Here is a 22,597-nt window from a genome sequence, read left to right on the forward strand (position 1 = left end):
TAAGTAGTTCTCCGTAGGGAGATAACCGAATTTCGGCATGGCCGTATTTGCGCGATTGCTGTTGTCACAAATTCACCGGGACCACAGCCATGTACGCTCAAGCTTCCGCCAAGATCGAACTGTCGTCATATGTCGCTCGTCAGAGCCCTGCGCTCGTTTTTGACGGAGCGACAGCGCAGCCGGTCAGCTTCTTCCCGGCAGGCGCCGAAATCTACGCCCAAGGCGAAAAGGCCGGCGTCCTCTACCAGGTCGAATTCGGCGCGGTCCGCATCTACCGCCTGCTTGCTGACGGCCGCAGGCAGATAAGCGCGTTTCATCTGGCGGGAGAAACTTTCGGTTTCGAGGCCGACACCACTCACCACTTCTTCGCCGAAGCGATCAACGCAACCGGCGTGCGGGTCTTTCGCACTCCTTCGGGCATGGACATGTCCCGCCAGATCCTGCCTCTTGCGCTGAGAGGCCTGACCCGTGCGCAGGAACATCTTCTCGTGCTTGGCCGCCAGAACGCCATTGAGCGCGTCGCGGCATTCCTGGTCGAGATGTCGGAGCGTCAGGGCGGGTTGCAGCAGGTGGAACTGGCTATGTCGCGCAATGACATCGGCGACTATCTCGGCCTCACCATCGAAACCGTCTCGCGGGTCTTCACCCGCCTGAAAGAGAAGGGCGTCATCCGCCTGCTCAGCCTGCGCAGCATCGAAATTCTCAAGCGCGATACGCTGCTGGCAATGGGGGAATGAGGTCGATTTCGAGCCAATCACCACATCAATCGCCTGAAAGGGACGACCATGAAAAGCACGCTCGTCACGCACACCGGATTTCGCTTCGAAGTGCGGCGCGCTCGCCCCGAGGATGAGCCGCTAGTCGCCGAATTCTTCACCCATGTGACGCCCGAGGATCTGCGCTTCCGTTTCCTTGGAGCCGTGAGGGAAGTTTCGCATGAGCGCTTGGTGGCGATGACCCGCTCCGACGATCCGCACATCCATAATTTTCTCGCCTTCTCGACCGACGGAATGTTGATCGCGGTGGCGACCCTCGCCGCCGATCCAGCCGACCGGCGTGGCGAGGTTGCCGTCTGCATTCGCGAGGACCGCAAGCATCTCGGTGTCGGCTGGGAATTTCTTGGCTATATCGCGCGCTATGCCGACGACCACGGCATCGAGACGATCGAGTCGATCGAGAGCCGCGAAAACCGCGCAGCGATCGAACTTGAGCGTGACGTGGGTTTCACCGTCACAACGGACTCCGATGACCCGACGCTCGTCCTGGTTCAGCGGAAGCTCGGCGCCAAGTTACCCGTCTAGTCAAAGGGTTGATCAGACTTTCTCGACGCTGATCAATTCTGTCGCCACCGGTCATTCGACGCTGCCACCGGTTCATGACCGGTCGGTGTCAAGTAGGCCGCCAAGCGATCTATCCGGCGAGAAAAGGGCGAGCTTTGATCCATCGCAATTGGCGGATGCCGCTACTTCTTTTGCTGGTCGTCTTTGCTCTCGATCAATGAATACCCAATCTCGCCGGGAGAAGCGCTTCCTGACACGGTCGATCATCTGTACCGTTTGAATGTGAGGAACAGCATCGGGCTGCTTGCTCTTTGTCTCAGCACAACGAGCACCCTGGAAATCCAGTGCAACATGCCCGCCTCCAAAGCGGACAAGCGGCATGAAACGCAAATCGAACGACGATAAGACCATGGACGACCTCATGCGCGCGACGCCGGCGGCAATCCGCGTCGTTCTCCAGCACGGCATGCTCTGCGTCGGCTGCCCGATCGCTTCCTTTCACACCATTTCCGAAGCGGCGCGCGAGCATGATTTGGACAAGGACCAACTTCGCCGTGACCTGCAGGCTGCGATCAAAAGCAGCAACGTGGATTAGCTTTTCGATCCACGCGCTTCGGCGATCACAACGAGCCGATGCGGCTCGACAACGACAACCTTCTGGCGCCCGCTTTTCACCAGCCCCTGGTCTTCCCAGGCCGAAAGCAGCCGGCTTACCGTGTGAAGCGTCGTGCCCGTCATCTCCGCGATGTCTTGGCGCGAAATCGGGAAATCGATCAGGATTCCTTCCTCCGTCTTCTTTCCCGATTGTTTGGCCAGTTTGAGCAACGCATTCGCAACGCGCTGTTCCACCTGCTCGGTGGACATCTCGATGACGCGCATGTGGGCATCCTGCAGCCTGCTTCCCACCATCTTGTAAGTGTTGGCACTGAAGCTCGGAAAGCTCGTCGCGAATGTCGGCCAGAGATGGCTTGGCCAGGCAAGCACCACACAATCGACGGCGGCGACGGCATTTGCCGGATAGGTGGTCCGGCCGAGCGCGCTGGCGATCCCCATCAACTCGCCGGGGCTTATGTATCGAACGGTCACCTCGTGCCCATCCGGGGTCGATTTTACCACGCGCACGTGGCCGTCGAGCAGGAGAAAGAACGAATGGGCGTCCTGCTCCTGCTCGAACAACGGTTGATCCCTGGCGACCCGAACGGACCTTGCCTGTCCGATTATGCGATCGAGATCCGCGGCAGCGATCCCCTCGAAGACGGACAGGCCGGCAATCAGTGATCGATCAAGGCTTGCCAACTGGCTTTTCTCCCCGGGTTCAACAGTGCAACGCGCTCAAGGCCCTCTGACCAGACTTTGTCACGGACGACAGCCCGTCGACAAGTGAAGCCTCCCGTCGCTGCCGTCAGCCATTCACTCGCCTATTTGATCTAAGGCAAATTCCATCCTTCGGGGCCGGGATAGAGAAAAGCTCAAACAGGCGCCTTGCCTGGTTTCCAATGAGGCATGCCATGGCAATTCCGCGGACACGACCAAGCGCGTATCCAGCAATTCTTTCCTACGGGTTCCGCCCCTTCTTTCTGCTAGGCTCGCTGCAAGCCGGCATCGCGATCCTTTTGTGGCTGCCCGTCTACTACGGCAGGCTCGAAACCTTCAGTGTCTTCCTGCCCGTGGACTGGCATGTTCACGAATTGCTCTTCGGCTATCTGCCGGCGGTCGTGACAGGCTTCCTGCTGACTGCAATTCCGAATTGGACGGGACGACTTCCTGTTCAGGATTTTCGCCTGCTGGTGCTCGTGTTGCTATGGGCCGCGGGCCGGGTGGCTGTGTTCTTTTCGGCAGAAACGGGATGGCTCCTGGGCGCTGCCATAGACTGCTCCTTTCTTCTTGCGGTGGTCGCCGCCGCCGCAACGGAAATCATTGCCGGGCGAAACTGGCGAAATCTCAAGGTGCTGCTGCCAGTCGCGACGCTTTTTGCGGCAAATGTCATGTTTCACGCCGAAGCGCATTATCAAGGTATCTCCGACATGAGCCGGCGGCTCGGTCTTGGAGCTGTTGTTGTCCTCGTCATGATCATCGGCGGCCGGATAGTTCCGAGCTTCACCCGTAATTGGCTGGTTCGCGAGAAGCCGGGCCGGCTCCCGGCCTCGTTCGGCAGATTCGATCTCGGAACGATCGCGCTGTCGGCTGTCGGGCTCGCCGCGTGGACGTTCTTTCCCGACAGCATCGCAACCGGCGTGCTGCTGGTCGCAGCGGCGATCTTCAACGCCGTCCGGCTTACCCGCTGGGTGGGCTACCGGACGCTGCCCGACCCTTTGGTTCTGATCCTGCATGTTGCATTTGCTTTTGTGCCGGTTGGGCTTCTGCTCGCCGGGTTGAGCGTCTTCGTCCCGGAAAATATCCCCATGGTGGCCGGCATTCATGCGTTTGCAGTAGGAGCGATCGCCTGCATGACGCTTGCCGTTATGACCCGTGCCACACTCGGCCATACAGGCCGCGAATTAAGGGCAAGCGGCGGCACATGCGCGGTTTTCGTCGCGATCATTGTTGCCGCCATCCTGCGCGTGGCCGCCGGCATGGCACCTGCCATGGCAATTCTCCTCCATTTGTCGGCGGCGTTCTGGGCCGTGGCCTTCATCGGCTATGCAGTCCTGTTCGGCGGTATGCTGATGCGGCCACGGCTCAACTCCCGCCGCCACAGTGCTTCCTGAAGTTGGGCGGGCGAGGCTTCGCGGTTGTTCGATCTGCTGCCTGCCGCGCTCGCTGGCCAATTGCGGCGTGCATGTTGTGGAGGGCTTCCACCGGGCCTACATGTCGAACATCATCCGCGACGGCAACAACATGTGCGTGGTCGGCACGCAGCCCGACATGCGGGATTCCGTCTTGACCATGACCGCCGCGGCCTCTGCCGGCCGCCCTTCACCGCCCGGGCTTGACCTGAACACTCGAGAAACAAGGAATCTGAATGACTTCGAAGTCCGCCTTGCTTGGCAGGGTTCGCCCTGTCGCCGAACAGCCTCTGCTTCGCCCCGGCGTCGACCGCGCTTCGATAGGCGCGCTGGTTCGCAAATTCTATTCCAGGGTCAGAAAGGATGAGCGCCTCGGACCTATCTTCGCCCGAGAGATCGTTGGCGATTGGGAGCCTCATCTGGAGAAGATGACGGACTTCTGGTGCTCCGTGATCTTGAAGAGCGGCGACTATCATGGACGGCCGGTTCCGGCCCACCTGAAGCTCGGGGACGTCACCGATGCCGACTTCGATATCTGGCTGGCTCTCTTCGGCGAAACGGCGTCCGAACTCTTCACCCCTGAGATCACGGCGGTGTTTGTCGAGCGGGCGGAACGGATAGCAACGAGCCTCAGGCTCGCCATTTTCTTTCACCTCGGCCCGGCCGCCGTCGCGGCCGGCCAGTAGCCACAATGCCCCCGGCGCGGCGGAATTTACCGAGCTGGATATCCGGCTTGATCTTACGCAAGGACCGCGTCCGGCCGAGGCCTTAGTTTCCTCGAATGATCCTCAACCCTTGCGTCGGTACGATCGTCATTAGCCTGACGGTTCTGATCCACACTTTCGGCCTTATCGCGATCACCCGCGTGATGGCGCGCCTCGTGGCGCTCTTTCGCCTGCATGGGCGGCGCAGCCGGGTCTTGGCCATGATCAGCGTGGTCATGGGGCTTTTCGCGGTTATGACGGCAGAGGTCTGGCTATGGGCCGGAATCTACCGGCTACTCGGAATCTTGAGCGACTTCGAGACGGCGCTTTACTTCTCGACCATCACGTTTTCAACGGTCGGCTATGGAGATGTGGTGCCCGCCCATGGCTGGCGCGTGCTGGCGGCCCTGGAGGGTATCAATGGCCTTCTCCTGATTGGTTGGTCGACCGCCTACCTGATCGCCGCCGGCACCCGTGTCGGCCCCTTCAGGATCGGCGAGCACTTTTGACCCGCCGCCTGAAGCTGGCTCAAACCGCTACCGAATGCCTGCCGGTTCCATTGCCGAGATATTTGTCAAATTTCGCCGCCACTGTCCTGACGAGAGGACGGCTTTCCTCCGGCACGACGAAGTTCTCACCGTCGAGTCGAAGAAGCTGGCCTGCGCCGCCGATGGCCAGGCGGCTGGCTTCGCAGAGCAGTGTTTGGCCGACCGCTCCAAAGCGTTCGACAAGGTCTGTCGCCGAGAAAGTGAAGCTGCACATCAGGCGCTCGATGAGCCAGCTCCGCGCCAGGTCATCCAGACTGAACTCAACGCCTCGCGCTATCGCCAGCCGTCCGGAATTCACGACCTTTTCGTACTCACCGGTCGCAACGATGTTTTGTGCATAGCCTTGGCGAAACCGACTGATCGAGGAGGGACCAAGACCGATCAGTGTCTCGCAATGGTCCTCCGTATAGCCTTGGAAATTGCGGCGGATCTTGCCGCTGCGCGCGGCAATCGCCAACGCGTCCCGCGGCTTTGCGAAATGATCCAACCCCAAGGCATCATAGCCGGCATCGACAATCAGTCGCGCGGCAAGTTGCGACTGCGCCAAACGCGCCGCGGAATCGGGCAGCCAGGCTTCATCGATCATCGTCTGATGCTTCTTGAACCATGGCACATGCGCGTAGCCGAACAAGGCCAGCCTGTCCGGCGCCAGCGTCAGCGCCTGGGCGACGGTCGCCGCAACGCTCTCGCAGCTCTGATGCGGCAATCCATAGAGCAGATCCAGGTTGACGGAAGTGACGCCCCGCGCACGCACCGCATCGACAACACTTCGGGTCAACGCGAAACTCTGCTCGCGGTTGATCGCCCTCTGCACCTTGGGATCGAAGTCCTGGACGCCAAGGCTCGCTCGCGTCATGCCGATCGCAGCGAAGGCGTCGAGCCGCCCCTCGTCCATGTCGTTCGGATCGATCTCGACGCTAAGGCTGGCATCCTCGAGAAAGTCGAACCGATCCCGCAGCGCCTTTCCCAGCATGAGTATGTCGTCGGGCTTCAGCATCGTCGGGGAGCCACCGCCGAAATGGACCGCGCGGACCCTGCCGCTTGCAAGACCGCCAACCGTTTCGATCTCCTTGTGGAGCGAGCGCAGGAAGGCGGCGACAGGCGCATAGTGACGCGTCTGCTTGGTATGGCAGGCGCAGAACCAGCACAGCCGGTCGCAATAGGGGATATGCAGATAGAGCGATATCTCGTCATCGCCCTCAAGCGCATCCATCCACCCGCGAACAGTCATCGCGTCAACGCCCGGATGGAAGTGCGGGGCCGTCGGATAGCTCGTGTAACGTGGTACGGTGTCGCCAAGGCCCGCGGCAGCGGGCAATGGGCGTGTCTCATGGATGGTGGTGGCGGCGGAGCTCATGCCGGGCAAACTGCCTGACCGGCACCGGCAAAGCCTTGATTTCGATCAAGCCGGCGCAAGCATAACTGGCGCAAATTGCCGTCCCCCATCTGATCACGGGCGTCGTCGCCTAGTCGCCTCGCGGCTGGAAGCTAGCGGCCGGCACAGACGCTTCCAAACAAAAGCAGTCCGCGTTTGACCTGGATCAAGGCCAGGGGTTGGCAAATCCCGAAATGGTGCCGCGAGCGGGCATTTCCGCCGGAACCTTCGAGACGAGATCGGGGACTTGCGATGAGATTTGGCACGGAGATCGTCCTTTTAAGCCTGTTTGCTTTTGGCGCCCTTGTCGCCGCCGGCTTCGGCGCGGATGAAGCTTTTCGCCAACACATGTGGGTTTTGTTCTTCGTCGTGGCTGGCTTCACTGCGATCCTGCTGCGCAAAACGGATTTCAAGCCCGCAGCGCCGATCGACCCTTCCGCCTACATGGATGGTCCGATCCGCTACGGGGCCATCGCGACGGTGTTCTGGGGCGTCGTTGGCATGCTGGTCGGCGTGATCATCGCGCTGCAGCTCGCGTATCCTCACCTCAACATCCAGCCATGGTTCAATTTCGGCCGGCTGCGGCCGGTCCACACCTCCGGCGTCGTCTTTGCATTTGGCGGCAACGCGCTGATTTGCACCTCGCTCTACGTCGTCCAACGCACCTGCCGGGCGCGGCTTTTTGGCGGCAATCTCGCCTGGTTCGTCTTCTGGGGATATCAGCTTTTCATCGTCATGGCCGCGACCGGCTATCTGCTGGGCATCACCGAAAGCCGCGAATATGCCGAGCCGGAATGGTATGTCGATATCTGGCTGACGATCGTGTGGGTCGCATACCTGATCCTGTTCCTTGGCACCATCTTAAAGCGCAAGGAACCGCACATCTACGTCGCCAACTGGTTCTACCTCTCCTTCATCGTGACCATCGCGATGCTGCATGTGGTCAACAACCTGTCGATGCCCGCCTCGTTCCTTGGCTCTAAAAGCTACTCCGCCTTCTCCGGCGTCCAGGACGCGCTGACGCAGTGGTGGTACGGCCACAACGCGGTCGGTTTCTTCCTCACCGCCGGTTTCCTGGGCATGATGTATTATTTCGTGCCCAAGCAGGTCAATCGACCGGTCTATTCCTACCGACTTTCGATCATCCACTTCTGGGCACTGATCTTCCTGTACATCTGGGCAGGCCCGCATCATCTTCACTATACCGCCCTGCCCGATTGGGCGCAGACGCTGGGCATGGTGTTCTCGATCATGCTGTGGATGCCTTCCTGGGGCGGCATGATCAACGGCCTCATGACCCTCTCCGGGGCCTGGGACAAGATTCGTACGGACCCGATTGTCCGCATGATGGTTGCGGCCATCGCCTTCTACGGCATGTCGACTTTCGAAGGTCCGATGATGTCGATCAAGACCGTCAACTCGCTCTCGCACTACACGGATTGGACAATCGGCCACGTCCATTCGGGTGCGCTCGGCTGGGTCGGCCTGATCACGTTCGGCGCGATCTACCACATGGTGCCCAAGCTCTGGAACCGCGAGCGGCTCTATTCGCTGCGGCTTGTCACCTGGCACTTCTGGCTGGCGACGCTCGGCATCGTCGTCTACGCGGCGGTCATGTGGGTGTCCGGCATCATGCAGGGACTCATGTGGCGCGAGTACGACGAGCAGGGGTTCCTGGTCTACTCCTTCGCCGAGACCGTCGCCGCCATGCATCCCTACTATGTCATGCGCGCCGCGGGCGGCGCCATGTACCTCAGCGGCATGCTGATCATGGCCTGGAATGTCACCATGACCATTCGTGGCTACCAACGCCAAGAGCAGCCTTTGCCCGGTTCCGTCCCGGCCTTCCAGCCTGCCGAATAAGGAGCCAGACATGGGCCTGATCGATAAACACGCACTGATCGAGAAGAACGCCACGCTGCTTCTCGTCGGCTCCCTGCTGGTCGTGACCGTTGGCGGAATCGTCGAGATCGCGCCGCTGTTCTATCTCGACAATACCATTGAGAAGGTCGAGGGCATGCGGCCCTACTCGCCGCTCGAACTTGCCGGCCGCAACATCTACGTGCGCGAGGGCTGCTATCTCTGCCACAGCCAGATGATCAGGCCGTTCCGGGACGAGGTGGAACGTTACGGCCATTACAGCCTGGCGGCCGAGTCGATGTACGATCATCCGTTTCAATGGGGGTCCAAGCGCACCGGACCGGATCTCGCTCGCGTCGGCGACCGCTACTCCAACAGCTGGCACGTCCAGCACCTCACCGACCCGCGTTCCGTCGTGCCAGAGTCGATCATGCCGAGCTATGCCTTCCTGAAGGACACGCCGATCGAGGTGAAGGACTTCTCGACGCATCTCGTCGCCAACCGGCGTGTCGGCGTCCCTTACTCCGATGACATGATCGCCAATGCCAATGCGGATTTGATGGCGCAGGCCGATCCCAATGCCGACACGTCCGGCCTGGAAAAGCGCTATCCGAAGGCCAAAATCGGCGACTTCGACGGCAACCCGCAGCAGGTCACCGAGATGGATGCCCTGGTGGCCTATCTGCAGATGCTCGGCACCCTGGTCGATTTCAAGAACTACGACGAAGCAGCCGGCTACCGCTGAGGAGGGCAAACCGATGGAATACAACTTGATGCGGGAGTTCGCCGACAGTTGGGGCCTGCTTGCCATGGCCCTGTTCTTTGTGGGCTGCATTGCTTTCGCGCTTCGTCCAGGTGGCAAAGCGCATGCCGACCACGCCGCAGAGATTCCTCTCAAGGATGATTGATCATGAGCAGCGAGCATGTCGACGAAATCTCGGGCGTGACGACGACCGGCCACGAATGGGACGGTATCAGGGAGCTTAACAATCCCCTGCCCCGCTGGTGGGTGATCACCTTCTACGTCACCATTGCCTGGGCGCTGGCCTACACGATTGCCTACCCCGCCTGGCCGCTGCTGAGCTCCGCCACCAGAGGTGTTCTAGGCTTTTCCAGCCGCAATGACGTCAAGAACGAAATGGCCGCGGCTGAAGCCGGCAAAGCAAAATACGTCGCGGCAATACAGTCTAAAACAGTTTCGGAAATTGCCGCGGACGACGCGTTGCGCGAGTTCGCCGTCGCAGCCGGCGGCGCGGCATTCAAGGTCAACTGCGTGCAGTGCCACGGCTCCGGCGCGCAAGGATCGACAGGGTTTCCGAACCTCAACGATGACGATTGGCTCTGGGGCGGCAAGACGGAGCAGATCCAGCAGACGATCACGCACGGTATCCGCTTCGCCGCGGACGCCGACACCCGCCAGTCGGAGATGCCTGCCTTCGCCGATGTGCTCCAGCCCGAGCAGATCGCTCAGGTCAGCGCTTTCGTGGCCAGCCTTTCCGGGCTCGTGCGGGACAGAACGCTGATCGAGCCCGGCACCAAGGTTTTCGCGGACAACTGCGCCGCCTGCCATGGCGAGAACGCAAAGGGCAACCGGGAACTCGGAGCACCCGATCTGACGGATGCGATCTGGCTCCACGGCTCCGGTGAACTCGCAATTGCTTCTCAGGTGCGAGCCCCGAAGAACGGAGTAATGCCTGCCTGGGTCGGCCGCCTCGGAGAGACAACGGTCAAGGAACTGGCTGTCTATGTCCATTCGCTTGGTGGTGGAGAATAGGATCGAGGCCTATTCTCGGCCCTCGGCCGTTCAAGCGACGAGGCCCGGCCACGCCGGGCCTCGGCTTGTTTTTGATGACCCAATTTGACCTGCATCAACGCGATCTGGCGTGAGCGATTGCAAGACTGCCGGCAGAGGCGGTGTCGTTTCGCCGCGATTGGAGAACGTCGTGCTGGATCAGACGCAGGTGGAACGGCTCGAGGCCGAAGCAGTCAACTCCGCCAAGACGCGGCAGCCGCTTTACGCGGCGCGTAAGAAGATTTTCCCGAAGCGAGCGTCCGGCCGTTTCCGCCAGTTCAAATGGCTGGTGATGTCGATCACGCTCGGCATCTATTACCTGACGCCCTGGCTGCGCTGGGATCGGGGCCCCTTCGCTCCCGACCAGGCCGTTCTCATCGACCTTGCGAACCGCCGTTTCTACTTCTTCTTCATCGAGATCTGGCCGCAGGAGTTCTATTATGTCGCCGGCCTCCTCATGATGGCGGGCATCGGCCTTTTCCTGATCACATCGACTGTCGGGCGAGCCTGGTGCGGATATACCTGCCCGCAAACCGTCTGGGTGGACCTGTTCCTTGTCGTCGAACGGGCGATCGAAGGCGATCGCAACGCCCGCATCAAGCTCGACGCCGCCCCGTGGACCGCTCGCAAGCTCTTCCTGCGCGTATCCAAGCATGCCGTCTGGCTCGTCATCGCGGTGGCCACGGGCGGAGCCTGGATCTTCTACTTCGCCGATGCGCCGAAGCTGCTCGGCGAAGTCGTTGCCGGCACGGCGGCGCCCGTCGCCTATTTCACGATCGCAGTACTCACCGGTACCACCTACGTGTTCGGTGGGCTGATGCGCGAGCAGGTCTGCACCTACATGTGCCCGTGGCCGCGCATCCAGGCCGCCATGCTCGACGAAAGTTCCCTGACGGTGACGTATAACGACTGGCGCGGCGAGCCGCGTTCGAGGCATGCCAAAAAGGCCTCGGCCTCGGGGCAATCGATTGGCGACTGCGTCGACTGCAATGCCTGTGTCGCCGTCTGCCCCATGGGCATCGACATCCGTGACGGCCAGCAGCTGGAATGCATCACCTGCGCGCTGTGCATCGACGCCTGCGACAGCGTCATGGACAAGCTCGGCCGAGAACGCAGGCTGATTTCCTATGCGACGCTGGCGGACTATAACGCCAACATGGCGGTGGCCACCTCCGGGGGCACCGGCCCGGTCGATCCGGCGCTTGTCAGAACGGCGAGCGGCAGCTTCGTCGAGAGCTTGGCACATTTCCATCTGGGCAAGATCTTCCGGTTGCGCACCTACATCTATCTCGGCGCTTGGTCGGCGATCGGCCTGGTGCTCGTCTATTCGCTGCTGACGCGCGAGCGGCTGGAGCTCAATGTCCTGCATGATCGCAATCCGCAGTTCGTCACGCTCTCGGACGGCTCGATCCGCAACGGCTATACGGTCAAGCTGCTCAACATGATACCCGAGCCGAGGACGATCGAGGTGACGCTGGAAGGCCTTGATGGCGGTGAAATGAGCATCGTCGGCATCGACCAGCCCGCAAGCCGCTCATTCTCCATTCCGGTCGAACCCGACCGGCTGAAGACGCTCAAAATCTTCGTCAGGCAACCGGCGGACCACATCAAGAAGCCGGTGCAGAGTTTCGAATTTCGCATCGACGACAAGGCGAGTTCCGAATCCGCCGAATACACCGCCAGTTTCAACGCGCCGGAGAAAGACAGATGAGCGGCGACATGCAAAAGCCACACGGCTTCACCGGCAAGCACATGTTGATCGTCATCGTCAGCTTCTTCGCTGTGGTGATCGGGGTCAACGTCACCATGGCCACGCTCGCCCAGACGAGTTGGACCGGCCTCGTTGTTGAAAACACCTATGTTGCGAGCCAGCAGTTCAACGAAGAAGCGAGGAAAGGACGGGCGCAAGCGGCGCTCGGCTGGACGGGCAAGCTGACCGTCGCCGCGGGCGAAGTCCGCTACCGCCTTGTCGACAGCCAGGGCAAATCGGTGCCGCTGCACGGCGTCAGGATGCTGTTCCGCCATCCAGCCTATGAGGCTGAGGACGAAGCCGTGACGCTCGCCGCCCCGTCCGGCGACTCTCCTGGCAACCCGCAGGAGTTTGCCGCCCGGCACACGCCGAAAGATGGCGTCTGGATCGTGGAGATCGATGCGGACGCCGGACTGACGTCACCATTTCGTGACGTCCGTCGCGTCATGATCTTGAATGGAGCCCTGCAATGAGTTGCTGCGCGCCAGGCGCTGAAATGGCTTTGGAGGTCACTGCAGCAGCGTCCGCATCGCCGTCGAGCGACGAGATCAGGCTGGCCAGCCGCGCTCTGGGCAGCGACATTCACCAGACCGACCTGTCGGTGCCGACGGTTCATTGCGGGGCTTGCATTCAAGCGATCGAGGCTGCGCTCGGCACAGTCGAGAACGTTGAGTCCGCTCGCGTCAACCTGTCGACGAAGCGTGTGTCGATTCGCTGGCACGGAGACAGCGTCCCGCCATTCTTTGCAGTGCTCGGCAGTCTCGGCTATCAGGCGCATCTGTTCGACCCGGAAATTCACGAGAAGGACAGGACGCTCTCGGAGCTGATCCGCGCTGTCGCCGTGGCGGGCTTCGCAGCAGGCAACATCATGCTGCTCTCTGTATCGGTCTGGTCCGGCGCGGAAGGTGCGACACGCGATCTGTTTCATTGGCTGTCCGCGCTGATCGCCATCCCAGCCCTCGCCTTTGCCGGCGGCTTCTACTTCCGCTCCGCGGCGAACGCGCTGCGCCATGGCCGCATGAACATGGATGTGCCGATCGTGGTGGGTGTCTCGCTCGCTTACGCGATGAGCCTCTATGAGACCATCAATCACGGCGAGCACGCCTATTTCGACGCCTCGGTATCGCTGCTCTTCTTCCTGCTGATCGGCCGCACGCTGGACCACGTGATGCGCGAGCGGGCGCGAATGGCCGTCAGTAGCCTTTCTAGGCTCGCGGCGCGGGGCGCGGTGGTCCTGCGGGAAGGCAGCACGCGCGAGTATGTGCCCGTCGCCGAACTCACGCCGGGAATGCGCCTGCTCATCGCGGCTGGAGAACGCATACCGGTCGACGGCGACATACTCGGCGGAAACTCCGACCTCGATTGCTCGATCGTGTCCGGCGAGAGCGTGCCCAAGGCCGTGGGTGCCGGCGCACATGTTCAGGCCGGCACGCTCAACCTCACAGGTCCGCTGACGATGCAGGCAACCGCCGCCGCGAAGGACTCCTTTCTGGCGGAAATGGTCCGATTGATGGAGGCCGCCGAAGGTGGCCGCTCACGTTACCGGCGCATCGCCGATCGCGTATCGGCGCTCTACGCGCCAGTGGTCCATCTGGCGGCCTTTATGACATTCCTCGGCTGGATGGTCGCGTCCGGCGATTGGCACCGGGCTGTCACCATCGCCATCGCCGTGCTGATCATCACCTGCCCCTGTGCGCTCGGCCTTGCGGTGCCGATCGTCCAGGTCGTAGCGGCCAGACGGCTCTTCGAGGCTGGCGTCATGGTCAAGGATGGCTCGGCAATGGAGCGTCTCGCTGCGATCGACACGGCAGTGTTCGACAAGACCGGAACGCTGACGCTCGGGCGCCCAAAGCTGGTGAATGCGTCCTCGATCGATCCGACCATGCTTGCGATCGCGGCCGACATTGCGGCTCATTCCCGCCACCCGTTCTCGAGGGCCATCACCGGTTATGCGGGATATTCCGGCCAGCCTGGCGTCGAATCCGTCAGCGAGCATCCGGGCTTCGGCGTCGAAGCCATAACGGCGGGGAATACGTGGCGGCTCGGACGGCGCGGATGGGCGGGCTGGAAGGCTCGCACCGGCGGTGAAGGTAAACTCGGTGGCTATGGCGGCACGGTACTCTCCAAGAACGGGAACATCGTCGCGTGCTTCGCTTTCGAGGATGCACTTCGACAAGACGCCAAGGCAACAATCCAGCAGTTGAAGGCCGCCGGCATATCCGTCGACATATTATCCGGAGATACCGCGAAGGCCTGCGGCGAGGTTGCCAAATCATTGGGAACCGAAAGTTTCGTGCCGGCTCTGCTGCCCTCCGGGAAGGTCGAGTGGATCGAGTCACTCGCCCGCGCTGGTCACAAGGTGCTGATGGTGGGCGATGGCCTCAACGACACACCGGCGCTGCGAGCGGCACACGTTTCGATGGCTCCGGCAACCGCGGCCGACATTGGCCGCCAGGCCGCGGATTTTGTCTTCCTGCGCGAGAGCCTGCTGGCTGTGCCGCTCGCCCTGGATGTCTCGCGCAAGGCCGGCCGGCTCATCCGCCAGAACATCGCAATCGCGATCGTCTATAACGCATTCGCCGTGCCGATCGCCATCCTTGGACATGTGACGCCGCTCATCGCGGCGATCGCGATGAGCGCTTCCTCGCTGATTGTGATCGCAAATGCGATGCGGCTTCAGGCAACGGCGAAAGCGGCACCTGAAGCGGCTCCGGCCAGGCGCCGCACCGATGTCATCGAAGCGGCCCATCCATGACCACGCTCGCCTATCTCATTCCCGTGGCCCTGTTCCTGGGGGCGCTCGGCTTGTCCGGCTTCCTGTGGGCTTTGCGCAGCGGCCAGTACGAGGATCTCGATGGAGCCGCTGAGCGGATACTGATCGAACCCGATGCAAGAGACAACGAAGGCGGGCGATCAAACTGATGTAGATCAAGGCGCCGTTTTCTCCGACACCCAGAAAGGCGTGACGAGGAGCGGGAGATATTGATGCAAGCCCAGGATATCATGACGACGCCGGTGATCTCAATCGATGCTTCGGCCTCGATCATCGACGCGGCCGACGTGATGTTGGCCAGGAGGATCAGCTGTCTGCCGGTCACACGCGACGGTGGCGTGGTCGGCATCGTCAGCGAAGGTGACTTCCTCCGCCGCAAGGAACTTGGCACCCAGCGTGTTCGTCCGCGCTGGCTCGAATTCCTGACCGGCCCAGGCAAGATCGCCGATGAATATGTGCATATGAACGGCCGTCGGGTTGGCGACGTCATGACGACGGACGTCGTCTGGGCGCCGCCGGGCAAATCGCTTGCCGAGATCGTCGAATTGATGGCCTACCACGACATCAAGAATGTACCGATCCTGGACGGCGGCAGAATGGTCGGGATCATAACTCGCTCGGACCTGTTACGCGCCCTGCTCCGGATGCTACCCAGATCAGGCGCGGCGACTGCCGATGACGAGATCATACGCAGGAACATTGTTGCCGAGTTGCAAGGGCAATCCTGGAGCGGCGGCGACCTCATCGGCGTTACCGTCGATAAGGGAGACGTTGAACTGAGTGGCGCCATTTTCGACGAACGTCAGCGAAAAGCTGCCGTCGTTGCTGCCGAGAACGTTGCCGGGGTCAAGAAAGTCACGGACAAACTCTTTTGCGCCGGGCCGTTCTCGGTCGTGCTTGTCTCTTAGAAGACGTCACAAAGTTTTGCGGAACGGCTCCGCCAAAGGGAGATTTCTGGCTGCGTAGCCGCCTCATCCAATCCAGCATTCCGGCCCGCTCCCCTCAAATCGCAGACAAGGGAATCAAGGTCGAGGCCGCGGCGTTGGCGTTCAATCAACGGATGGATTGCAACCGAGTGATCAAGTCGCCATTGCGGCAATAGGCAGGCGGATGATCCGCATGCGGGGTTTCGTCAAGCCAAGCCTGGCATTCGTCTTGGTGACCGCAAGACCGGCACCGGTCCACGGCACGATTGGTGACGGCGACGTGATCCGCCACGACTTTCAGCTGCCTGTCGACGCCCATTTTCCGCATCATGCGTCCCATCAAGGCAGTTCTAGCGTCAGTTCCAATCAGATATTCGAGAAAATTCATGTCGGCACACTCCTCAGACGGCAAATCATTGCCACGTCAGCAGCGTTCGACGTTGATCTCGATCAACAGGAGCCATCTTTTCCGTTCAAGGCTCTTATCCATATCTCGGCAGGGAAACGACCTAGCCTGACGTACCGAACATCGCGCCAATGCCCGCGGTCAGGGCCATCGCCAGCGCTCCCCAAAAGGTGACGCGAGCAGTCGCCTTCAATACATTGGCGCCCCCGGCCCTCGCGCCGATTGCGCCCAACACCGCCAGGAACAGCAGCGATGCAACCGAGACTACAGCAACAAGTCTCGAGGGCGGCGAAATCAGAACCATTGCCAGAGGCATGATCGCACCGATTGAAAACGCTGCCGCAGAAGCCAGCGCAGCCAGGGTGGGTCGTGCAGCGGTTGTCTCGGAAATACCAAGCTCGTCACGGGCATGGGCGCTGAGCGGGTCCTTGGCCATCAACTGGTCAGCCACCTGTAACGCCAGCCGAGGCTCTACCCCGCGATCGATATAGATCTGCGCAAGCTCCTGTCTCTCGAACTCCGGCTGGGTCGCCAGTTCCCCTCGCTCACGGGCGAGATCCGCCTTCTCGGTATCGGCCTGGGAACTGACGGATACATATTCGCCGGCGGCCATAGACATGGCGCCGGCCACAAGGCCGGCGACGCCAGCCACCAGGACGCTGGCTGTGGTGGCGTTGGCGGCCGCAACCCCGATGATCAGACTGGCCGTCGAAACGATGCCGTCGTTGGCGCCGAGCACCGCGGCCCGTAACCAGCCGATGCGCGACACCAGATGATTTTCAGCGTGTAGGCGGCTCATGATTCAAGTGATGAACAGTTGTATGTTGCCATGGTATTGCCTCCGGATCGACAAGCGTAGGAAAGCAGCTTCATTGCTCCTTAATCGGAGCAAATCCCTGATCCAAGTCAAATGGCTGCCTAGATTCGCCGATGCGACACTTTTCGCAAGCCAAGGCGCGCTGACAGCCAGCTGTCAGCTAACTCATGAGATATTGCCCGCGAGAAGGCATACAACGGTCCGGCCGTTGCGCGCCCTGAAGCCGGGATGCAATGCTTATGAAACAGATCGCCTTGTCGCTCGTCGTGATCGCCTCATCGGGTGCCTATGTCTGGGATCAGGCAGGCACACCACCGGCCAGCGACCTGATCGATGCGGATGGCGCTGCCAACGCCGCAACACAGAGCGCTTCGCAGCCATTGATCCCATCGGCGTCGGCCGATCCGGTCGTGGTGCCAGCGACGTCCCCGCGCAAAATTCCCCAGAATGCGCAGCGGGAGCCAACCCCACAGAGGCCGGTCGAGGCCAGGGCGGACAACACGGCGGCGATTGCAGCCGCTCCACAGCCGGCACTTGCCGCCAGTCCGCCGCAGGCCGCGAAGCTTGCGCCTCCGAAGCAAAATCCCGCGCCGGCGGCTGCGAGTGTGCCCACGCCGGATGCTCCAACGTTCGCGGCGACACCTGCCGTCTATATCCCGATCCCGCAGCCGCGACCGGCATATCCGCAAGCAACGGCGCGCGTCATTCATACCGGCATGAAGCTCACGGCCCAAGGCTATGCCGACGGGGCCTATACCGGCCCTGCGGCCGACGCCTACTACGGCATCATCCAGATCCAGGCGCTCGTTCAGGGCGGCCGCCTGACGGCGCTCAAAATACTGAAATACCCCAATGACCGCCGTACCTCTGTCAACATCAACCGGCAAGCGTTGCCCATGCTGCGCGATGAAGCGATCAGCGCGCAAAGCGCTGATGTCGACATCATCTCGGGTGCCACGCTGACCAGCAGGGCCTTCATCCAATCGCTGGGCGGTGCCCTGAAGAAGGCGTCGTCGTAGTTCCATGCGCGAAACGAGAATAATGATGGGCATGCCCATCACCGTCGACCTCGGCGGCCGAGATGGCGCCCTTGTCGAGAGGATCTTCGACTATTTCGACGACGTCGACCGGCGTTTCAGCACCTATCGTCCGAACAGCGAGATCTCCGCCATAAACCGGGGCGACATTCCGGTCCGCGACTGGAGCGGCCAAATGATGGACGTGATGAGGATCGCGGAGCAAACCAGAAAGGAAACTGCCGGGTATTTCGATATCCACAGGCCCGACGGCGCGCTCGACCCCTCCGGCATCGTCAAGGGCTGGGCCATCCGCAACGTGGCCGAAATCGTCCGTCGGGCGGACGTCAGCGACTTCTTCATCGAGGCGGGCGGCGACATCCAGTCCTCCGGCAGGAATGCCTCCGGTCGAGACTGGAGCGTCGGGATCCGCAATCCCTTCCACACGAACGAGATCGTCAAGGTGGTCTATCCGCGTGGACATGGCGTCGCCACTTCCGGCACATACGCGCGCGGGCAGCACATCTACAATCCTCGCGCGCTTCATGACCCGATCAGCGACATCGTCAGCCTGACCGTTATCGGCTCCGATGTGCTCGAGGCCGATCGCTTCGCCACCGCCGCCTTTGCGATGGGCCGTGACGGCATCCTCTTTATCGAGCAGACACAAGGGCTAGAAGGATACCTCATCGACAGCAACTGCCGTGCCACGCCGACAAGCGGCTTTGGAGCCTTCTGCCAGTCATGATCAAGACCCTCGACCGGCTTCTCGACCGCCTGACCATGTATCGGCTGGTTCTCTACTACCTGGCGGCGTTGCTGATCGCTGCCTTCGTCCTCGGCTTCCTGAACCTCGTGCCGCATGATCCAACAGCGCTCGCCTTTACGGTCGCTTTGATGCTGGCCACCTGCTGGATCACCAACACGGTTTTTGCACGCATCTTCGAGGTTCCGGCCAATAGCGAGTCCGTCTACATCACCGCGATGATCCTGGCGCTCATTCTCGATCCGATTGCCGCCACTGATACCAAGGCCATTGGCGCCGCGGCATTCGCCTCGGTCTGGGCGATTTCGTCGAAATACATCCTGGCCGTCGGCAGGAAGCACCTGTTCAATCCGGCCGCGCTGGGCGTCGCCTTGACAGCGCTCTTGCTCGATCGTCCCGCCACATGGTGGGTGGGGGGCAACGTCTGGCTGCTCCTGTTGGTGCTTGTGGGCGGCGCTCTTGTGGTGCGTAAGCTGCGCCGGCTCGATCTCGTGGCCACGTTCCTCGGAGTGGCGCTGGCGACGATACTGGCCACCACCGACCCGTCCCAATATGGCACCGCTCTCGCGGAAACCTTCAGCTCGTCGCCGCTGCTGTTCTTCGCCTTCGTGATGCTGACCGAGCCGCTGACGGCTCCGACCACACGCTGGCCTCGTATCGCCTTTGCCGGCATCGTCGGCTTTTTGTTCGCACCCAACATCCATATCGGCTCGTTCTATTTCACACCCGAACTCGCTCTGCTGGTGGGTAACCTCTTCGCTTACGCCGTGAGCCCGAAGGGCCGGTTCGTGCTGACTTTGGAACGCATCGAGCAAACCGCCATCGACAGCTACGACTTCATCTTCAGGTCGCAGCGGAAGCTCGCCTTCCAAGCGGGCCAGTACCTTGAATGGACGCTTGGCCTCGACCGTTCCGATAACCGCGGGAACCGGCGCTACTTCACGGTTGCCTCATCGCCTACCGAGCAATCGGTGCGGCTGGGCGTCAAGTTCTATCCGCAATCGAGCGCCTTCAAGCGGGCACTGGGCGGCATGAAACCCGGCGCCACGATCCACGCTTCACAACTGGCTGGCGATTTCACACTTCCATCCGATCCGAAGACCAAGATCGCTTTCCTGGCAGGCGGCATCGGCATCACGCCATTCCGTTCGATGCTGCAATATCTCATCGACCGCAAGGAAGTGCGGCCTATCGTTGTCCTCTACGGCACAGAGAGCCAGGACGACATCGCCTATCGCGACGTGCTCGACTCCGCGAGGCGCAAACTGGGCATAAGAACATTCCACGCCGTGGCCAAGGGCGCGGTGCGCGGCCAGTATCCTGGTTATATCGACGCCCGCCTAGTGCGTCTCACCATGCCCGACTATCTCGAACGCACCTTCTACATCTCCGGCCCGCAGACCATGGTCAAGGCGCTGCGCAAGAAGCTGCTGGCCATGGGCGTTCGCCGTTCGAGAATTAAGGTCGATTACTTCCCCGGGTTTGCCTGAACGCCGCTCAACCATGCCGCGGCAGGTAGATTGTCACCGCCAGACCGGAGTTGGCATTGGCCATTTCGAGGCGGCCGCCATAGGCTTCGACGATATCCGAGACGATCGCCAGGCCAAGGCCGCTGCCGCCACCCTTGCTATCGAGCTGAACGCCACGCAACAACGCGGCATGCAGGGCGGCCTCGGGAATGCCCGGCCCATCATCGACGACTTTGATGATCACCTCGCCGGCGCTTGCGGATGCGCTCACATGAACCAGGGATTTCGCAAAACGCGTCGCATTTTCCACCAGATTGCCGAGAATCTCAGAGAGATCGCCTTCGTCGACCGGCGCCATGAAATCCTCGGTGGCATCGATCAGGTATGAGAGCTGCTTGCCCCTTGGCGTGCGCTTGACGACGGCAACCACGCCGCTCGCCACCTCTCGGACGAGGCACGCGGCATCGCCGGAAACGCCAGGCGCCAGACGAGCGCGTGCCAACTCCCGCTCGACGTGGCGACGGATTGCGCCGGTGCTCTTCTCGATTTCGTCGGCAAGTTCGCTTTCGCCCTTTTTGCGTAGAGTCCGGATATCGGCGGACAGGACCTGCAGGGGCGTCTTGAGGCCGTGCGCAAGGTCGGTGGCGCGCGAGCGCGCGCGAGAGAGGGCTTTCTCCTGGGCATCGAGCAAGCGGTTGATCTCGTCGGCGAGTGGCTGCACTTCGCTAGGCGCGGCCACGTCAAGCCGCGCCGTCCGCTGCGCAATCACGTTCTTGACGGCGACCCTAAGGCTTTCCAGCGGCGCCAGGCCGACGGTGATCTGGATGAAGAAGGCCCCCATCAGCGCGAACGCGAGCACAATGAGCGCTGGCGCAAGGTCGCGGACATACTCGCCAACGGAGACTTCCACGTTACGATGGTCTTCCGCCACGACGGCGCGAAAGGCCCGCCCGTCGGCATCGGTGATCGTGCGGATGACGGCAACGGTGAGCTCGCCGCCCGGCCCCTTGAGTTCTTCCTTCCGCAGTTCGCCGTTGGCGACCTGCGCCGGCAAGGCCAGCGTTGCATCCCACAGGGAACGCGATCGAACGAGGCTGTGGGTAGCCATATCCTCCACCTGCCAGTAATGGCCGGACAGCGGACTGGCGAAGCGTTGGTCGGCCAGCGTTGACGCCACCGACAGGCGGCCATCGGCTTTGAAGCTCGTCGCCCCGATCAGTTCATTGAGATCGACTGTCAACTCGCTGACAACACGCCTCTCGACGTTCAGTTCAAACAGATAGCGAAGGCCAACACCGGCGATGGCAAGGGCGATGACGATCGATATCGCCGCAGCCGACCAGAGCCTGAAGCGGATTGAATTGCGCATCAATCCGGCCCGTCGGGCACGAGGTAACCGAAACCGCGTCGTGTCTCGATGACATTATTGCCAAGTTTCCGCCGCAGGCGCGCGACGATGACTTCGATCGTGTTCGGATCGCGTTCATTGTCGGAACTGTACAAATGCTCGGCGAGTTCAGTTGACGCGACCACACGGCCGGCATGATGCATCAGGAACGCCAGAAGCCGATATTCCAGCGGCGAAAGCGCCACCGGAACGCCGCGAAGCGAGATGCGCATCTGGCGCGTGTCGAGCAGCAAAGGGCCCGATTTCAACACCGGTGCCGCCTGCCCGCCCGAACGACGCAGGATTGCTCGCAGTCGCGCCAGCAGTTCCTCCATTTCAAAAGGTTTCGGGAGATAGTCGTCGGCGCCGACATTGATGCCTTCCACGCGCTCGGTCCACAGCCCCCTCGCCGTCAGGATGAGGACGGGAAAACGGCGGCCATTGGCGCGCCAGCGCTTCAGCACCGTAAGACCGTCGAGCTTCGGCAATCCAAGGTCGAGAATCGCCGCGTCGTAGTTCTCGACATCGCCTGCGAACCAGGCCGCTTCACCATTGTCCACGATATCGACGGCCATGCCCGAGGCCTTCAAAACCGCCGCGATGTCGGCCGCGATACGTGGTTCGTCTTCAGCCACGAGGATCTTCATCAGTGGTCGCCTTCACCGCGCAAAACACCGCCCGCGCCAGCATCGACGTCGACGATCCGGCGCCGGCCGTCAGCGGCGACCACTTGGAACCGATAGATCCACTTGCCTCCGGCGCGAATGAGGTCGACCGCAACGATCTCACCGGGAGCCTTGGCACGCACAATGGCCATGACATCGGCGAGGCCCTCGATCTCGCCGCGCTCATAAAGATCGCGCGCCCGATCGTGGTCACCGTCGTCATCCTGCGCCCTGACGGCCAATGGCAAGGCCAGCACTAGTGCGGCCACGCCCAGGGCTGCCAGGCTCATCGACACGGTTTTCATGGAAGAGACCTGTCGCATGTGGAAGCTGTCAA

General features: G+C 61.6%; 25 protein-coding genes. 18 read left to right on the forward strand and 7 right to left on the reverse strand.

Going from position 1 to position 22,597, the window contains the following annotated elements:
* Window positions 1–89: 89 nt before the first annotated feature.
* From RFM68_RS15885 to RFM68_RS15895, 3 genes are all read left to right on the forward strand, one after another.
* Window positions 90–737 (forward strand): helix-turn-helix domain-containing protein, encoded by a 648-nt coding sequence (locus tag RFM68_RS15885; protein WP_320233910.1) that lies wholly within the window; start codon window positions 90–92, stop codon window positions 735–737.
* 48 nt (window positions 738–785) lie between these two features.
* Window positions 786–1,301 carry a GNAT family N-acetyltransferase gene (locus RFM68_RS15890; protein ID WP_320233911.1) on the forward strand — a complete coding sequence of 172 codons (516 nt, stop codon included), beginning with the start codon at window positions 786–788 and terminating at the stop codon, window positions 1,299–1,301.
* Between the two features lie 358 nt (window positions 1,302–1,659).
* A complete protein-coding gene (locus tag RFM68_RS15895; protein WP_320233912.1) occupies window positions 1,660–1,875 on the forward strand; it encodes a DUF1858 domain-containing protein in 216 nt (71 codons plus the stop codon).
* On the opposite strand, the gene RFM68_RS15900 is transcribed toward RFM68_RS15895, so the two are convergent.
* Entirely contained in the window at window positions 1,872–2,576 is a 705-nt protein-coding gene (locus tag RFM68_RS15900; RefSeq protein WP_320233913.1) for a Crp/Fnr family transcriptional regulator, read from the reverse strand. The genes RFM68_RS15895 and RFM68_RS15900 overlap by 4 nt on opposite strands.
* A gap of 212 nt (window positions 2,577–2,788) precedes the next feature.
* Between RFM68_RS15900 and RFM68_RS15905 the strand changes: the two genes are divergently transcribed.
* From RFM68_RS15905 to RFM68_RS15915, 3 genes are all read left to right on the forward strand, one after another.
* Window positions 2,789–3,988, forward strand: a complete 1,200-nt coding sequence (locus RFM68_RS15905; RefSeq protein WP_320233914.1) for an NnrS family protein — start codon at window positions 2,789–2,791, stop codon at window positions 3,986–3,988.
* 254 nt (window positions 3,989–4,242) lie between these two features.
* Window positions 4,243–4,692, forward strand: coding sequence for a group III truncated hemoglobin (locus tag RFM68_RS15910; RefSeq protein WP_320233915.1), 450 nt, complete (start codon window positions 4,243–4,245; stop codon window positions 4,690–4,692).
* Between the two features lie 95 nt (window positions 4,693–4,787).
* Window positions 4,788–5,219, forward strand: coding sequence for a potassium channel family protein (locus tag RFM68_RS15915; RefSeq protein ID WP_320233916.1), 432 nt, complete (start codon window positions 4,788–4,790; stop codon window positions 5,217–5,219).
* 19 nt (window positions 5,220–5,238) lie between these two features.
* Here the strand turns inward: RFM68_RS15915 and hemN are convergent, their stop codons facing one another.
* Window positions 5,239–6,615, reverse strand: coding sequence for an oxygen-independent coproporphyrinogen III oxidase (hemN, locus tag RFM68_RS15920; RefSeq protein ID WP_320233917.1), 1,377 nt, complete (start codon window positions 6,613–6,615; stop codon window positions 5,239–5,241).
* Between the two features lie 270 nt (window positions 6,616–6,885).
* Here hemN and ccoN point away from each other — a divergent pair, with 270 nt between their 5' ends.
* The 9 genes from ccoN to RFM68_RS15965 all read left to right on the forward strand — a co-directional run bounded on the left by ccoN (window position 6,886) and on the right by RFM68_RS15965 (window position 15,716).
* A complete protein-coding gene (ccoN, locus tag RFM68_RS15925) occupies window positions 6,886–8,496 on the forward strand; it encodes a cytochrome-c oxidase, cbb3-type subunit I (RefSeq protein ID WP_320233918.1) in 1,611 nt (536 codons plus the stop codon).
* A gap of 10 nt (window positions 8,497–8,506) precedes the next feature.
* Entirely contained in the window at window positions 8,507–9,238 is a 732-nt protein-coding gene (ccoO, locus tag RFM68_RS15930; RefSeq protein ID WP_320233919.1) for a cytochrome-c oxidase, cbb3-type subunit II, read from the forward strand.
* A gap of 13 nt (window positions 9,239–9,251) precedes the next feature.
* Window positions 9,252–9,401 (forward strand): cbb3-type cytochrome c oxidase subunit 3, encoded by a 150-nt coding sequence (locus RFM68_RS15935; protein WP_320233920.1) that lies wholly within the window; start codon window positions 9,252–9,254, stop codon window positions 9,399–9,401.
* Between the two features lie 2 nt (window positions 9,402–9,403).
* Window positions 9,404–10,267 carry a cytochrome-c oxidase, cbb3-type subunit III gene (ccoP, locus tag RFM68_RS15940; RefSeq protein ID WP_320233921.1) on the forward strand — a complete coding sequence of 288 codons (864 nt, stop codon included), beginning with the start codon at window positions 9,404–9,406 and terminating at the stop codon, window positions 10,265–10,267.
* A gap of 169 nt (window positions 10,268–10,436) precedes the next feature.
* The gene (gene ccoG / locus RFM68_RS15945) at window positions 10,437–11,996 is read left to right on the forward strand and encodes a cytochrome c oxidase accessory protein CcoG (RefSeq protein ID WP_320233922.1); all 1,560 of its coding nucleotides are present in this window, start codon (window positions 10,437–10,439) and stop codon (window positions 11,994–11,996) included.
* Window positions 11,993–12,508 (forward strand): FixH family protein, encoded by a 516-nt coding sequence (locus RFM68_RS15950; protein WP_320233923.1) that lies wholly within the window; start codon window positions 11,993–11,995, stop codon window positions 12,506–12,508. The genes ccoG and RFM68_RS15950 overlap by 4 nt, the downstream gene beginning before the upstream one ends.
* Window positions 12,505–14,790: a cation-translocating P-type ATPase gene (locus tag RFM68_RS15955; protein WP_320233924.1), complete on the forward strand. Its 2,286-nt coding sequence runs from the start codon at window positions 12,505–12,507 to the stop codon at window positions 14,788–14,790. Before RFM68_RS15950 ends, RFM68_RS15955 begins: the two co-directional genes overlap by 4 nt.
* Window positions 14,787–14,957 (forward strand): cbb3-type cytochrome oxidase assembly protein CcoS, encoded by a 171-nt coding sequence (gene ccoS, locus RFM68_RS15960; protein ID WP_320233925.1) that lies wholly within the window; start codon window positions 14,787–14,789, stop codon window positions 14,955–14,957. Before RFM68_RS15955 ends, ccoS begins: the two co-directional genes overlap by 4 nt.
* A gap of 63 nt (window positions 14,958–15,020) precedes the next feature.
* Window positions 15,021–15,716: a CBS domain-containing protein gene (locus tag RFM68_RS15965; protein WP_320233926.1), complete on the forward strand. Its 696-nt coding sequence runs from the start codon at window positions 15,021–15,023 to the stop codon at window positions 15,714–15,716.
* 145 nt (window positions 15,717–15,861) lie between these two features.
* Here RFM68_RS15965 and RFM68_RS15970 read toward each other — a convergent pair whose 3' ends face one another.
* Window positions 15,862–16,122, reverse strand: coding sequence for a DUF6455 family protein (locus tag RFM68_RS15970; protein ID WP_320233927.1), 261 nt, complete (start codon window positions 16,120–16,122; stop codon window positions 15,862–15,864).
* Window positions 16,123–16,243: 121 nt separating this feature from the next.
* Entirely contained in the window at window positions 16,244–16,939 is a 696-nt protein-coding gene (locus tag RFM68_RS15975) for a VIT1/CCC1 transporter family protein (protein WP_320233928.1), read from the reverse strand.
* Between the two features lie 257 nt (window positions 16,940–17,196).
* On the opposite strand from RFM68_RS15975, the gene RFM68_RS15980 reads away from it, so the two are divergent.
* From RFM68_RS15980 to RFM68_RS15990, 3 genes are read left to right on the forward strand one after another with little or no spacing between them, the layout of a single operon-like run.
* A complete protein-coding gene (locus RFM68_RS15980) occupies window positions 17,197–17,976 on the forward strand; it encodes an FMN-binding protein (RefSeq protein ID WP_320233929.1) in 780 nt (259 codons plus the stop codon).
* Between the two features lie 22 nt (window positions 17,977–17,998).
* A complete protein-coding gene (locus tag RFM68_RS15985; protein ID WP_320233930.1) occupies window positions 17,999–18,721 on the forward strand; it encodes an FAD:protein FMN transferase in 723 nt (240 codons plus the stop codon).
* Window positions 18,718–20,229: an RnfABCDGE type electron transport complex subunit D gene (locus tag RFM68_RS15990; protein ID WP_320233931.1), complete on the forward strand. Its 1,512-nt coding sequence runs from the start codon at window positions 18,718–18,720 to the stop codon at window positions 20,227–20,229. The genes RFM68_RS15985 and RFM68_RS15990 overlap by 4 nt, the downstream gene beginning before the upstream one ends.
* A 7-nt stretch (window positions 20,230–20,236) precedes the next feature.
* Here the strand turns inward: RFM68_RS15990 and RFM68_RS15995 are convergent, their stop codons facing one another.
* The 3 genes from RFM68_RS15995 to RFM68_RS16005 form a co-directional block, all read right to left on the reverse strand.
* Window positions 20,237–21,448 (reverse strand): sensor histidine kinase, encoded by a 1,212-nt coding sequence (locus RFM68_RS15995; protein WP_320233932.1) that lies wholly within the window; start codon window positions 21,446–21,448, stop codon window positions 20,237–20,239.
* A gap of 128 nt (window positions 21,449–21,576) precedes the next feature.
* The gene (locus RFM68_RS16000; protein WP_320233933.1) at window positions 21,577–22,242 is read right to left on the reverse strand and encodes a response regulator transcription factor; all 666 of its coding nucleotides are present in this window, start codon (window positions 22,240–22,242) and stop codon (window positions 21,577–21,579) included.
* Window positions 22,242–22,565 carry a PepSY domain-containing protein gene (locus tag RFM68_RS16005; RefSeq protein WP_320233934.1) on the reverse strand — a complete coding sequence of 108 codons (324 nt, stop codon included), beginning with the start codon at window positions 22,563–22,565 and terminating at the stop codon, window positions 22,242–22,244. The genes RFM68_RS16000 and RFM68_RS16005 overlap by 1 nt, the downstream gene beginning before the upstream one ends.
* Between the last annotated feature and the right edge of the window lie 32 nt (window positions 22,566–22,597).

The organism is Mesorhizobium montanum (genome assembly GCF_033977145.1).
Taxonomy (GTDB): domain Bacteria; phylum Pseudomonadota; class Alphaproteobacteria; order Rhizobiales; family Rhizobiaceae; genus Mesorhizobium; species Mesorhizobium montanum.

Bases quoted from the DNA above. Each gene is read 5' to 3' on its own strand.
- RFM68_RS15885 (WP_320233910.1), top strand. From the start codon at position 90: ATGTACGCTCAAGCTTCCGCCAAGATCGAACTGTCGTCATATGTCGCT.
- RFM68_RS15890 (WP_320233911.1), top strand. From the start codon at position 786: ATGAAAAGCACGCTCGTCACGCACACCGGATTTCGCTTCGAAGTGCGG.
- RFM68_RS15895 (WP_320233912.1), top strand. From the start codon at position 1,660: ATGAAACGCAAATCGAACGACGATAAGACCATGGACGACCTCATGCGC.
- RFM68_RS15905 (WP_320233914.1), top strand. From the start codon at position 2,789: ATGGCAATTCCGCGGACACGACCAAGCGCGTATCCAGCAATTCTTTCC.
- RFM68_RS15910 (WP_320233915.1), top strand. From the start codon at position 4,243: ATGACTTCGAAGTCCGCCTTGCTTGGCAGGGTTCGCCCTGTCGCCGAA.
- RFM68_RS15915 (WP_320233916.1), top strand. From the start codon at position 4,788: ATGATCCTCAACCCTTGCGTCGGTACGATCGTCATTAGCCTGACGGTT.
- hemN (WP_320233917.1), bottom strand. From the start codon at position 6,615: ATGAGCTCCGCCGCCACCACCATCCATGAGACACGCCCATTGCCCGCT.
- ccoN (WP_320233918.1), top strand. From the start codon at position 6,886: ATGAGATTTGGCACGGAGATCGTCCTTTTAAGCCTGTTTGCTTTTGGC.
- ccoO (WP_320233919.1), top strand. From the start codon at position 8,507: ATGGGCCTGATCGATAAACACGCACTGATCGAGAAGAACGCCACGCTG.
- RFM68_RS15935 (WP_320233920.1), top strand. From the start codon at position 9,252: ATGGAATACAACTTGATGCGGGAGTTCGCCGACAGTTGGGGCCTGCTT.
- ccoP (WP_320233921.1), top strand. From the start codon at position 9,404: ATGAGCAGCGAGCATGTCGACGAAATCTCGGGCGTGACGACGACCGGC.
- RFM68_RS15950 (WP_320233923.1), top strand. From the start codon at position 11,993: ATGAGCGGCGACATGCAAAAGCCACACGGCTTCACCGGCAAGCACATG.
- RFM68_RS15955 (WP_320233924.1), top strand. From the start codon at position 12,505: ATGAGTTGCTGCGCGCCAGGCGCTGAAATGGCTTTGGAGGTCACTGCA.
- ccoS (WP_320233925.1), top strand. From the start codon at position 14,787: ATGACCACGCTCGCCTATCTCATTCCCGTGGCCCTGTTCCTGGGGGCG.
- RFM68_RS15965 (WP_320233926.1), top strand. From the start codon at position 15,021: ATGCAAGCCCAGGATATCATGACGACGCCGGTGATCTCAATCGATGCT.
- RFM68_RS15970 (WP_320233927.1), bottom strand. From the start codon at position 16,122: ATGAATTTTCTCGAATATCTGATTGGAACTGACGCTAGAACTGCCTTG.
- RFM68_RS15975 (WP_320233928.1), bottom strand. From the start codon at position 16,939: ATGAGCCGCCTACACGCTGAAAATCATCTGGTGTCGCGCATCGGCTGG.
- RFM68_RS15980 (WP_320233929.1), top strand. From the start codon at position 17,197: ATGAAACAGATCGCCTTGTCGCTCGTCGTGATCGCCTCATCGGGTGCC.
- RFM68_RS15985 (WP_320233930.1), top strand. From the start codon at position 17,999: ATGATGGGCATGCCCATCACCGTCGACCTCGGCGGCCGAGATGGCGCC.
- RFM68_RS15990 (WP_320233931.1), top strand. From the start codon at position 18,718: ATGATCAAGACCCTCGACCGGCTTCTCGACCGCCTGACCATGTATCGG.
- RFM68_RS16000 (WP_320233933.1), bottom strand. From the start codon at position 22,242: ATGAAGATCCTCGTGGCTGAAGACGAACCACGTATCGCGGCCGACATC.
- RFM68_RS16005 (WP_320233934.1), bottom strand. From the start codon at position 22,565: ATGAAAACCGTGTCGATGAGCCTGGCAGCCCTGGGCGTGGCCGCACTA.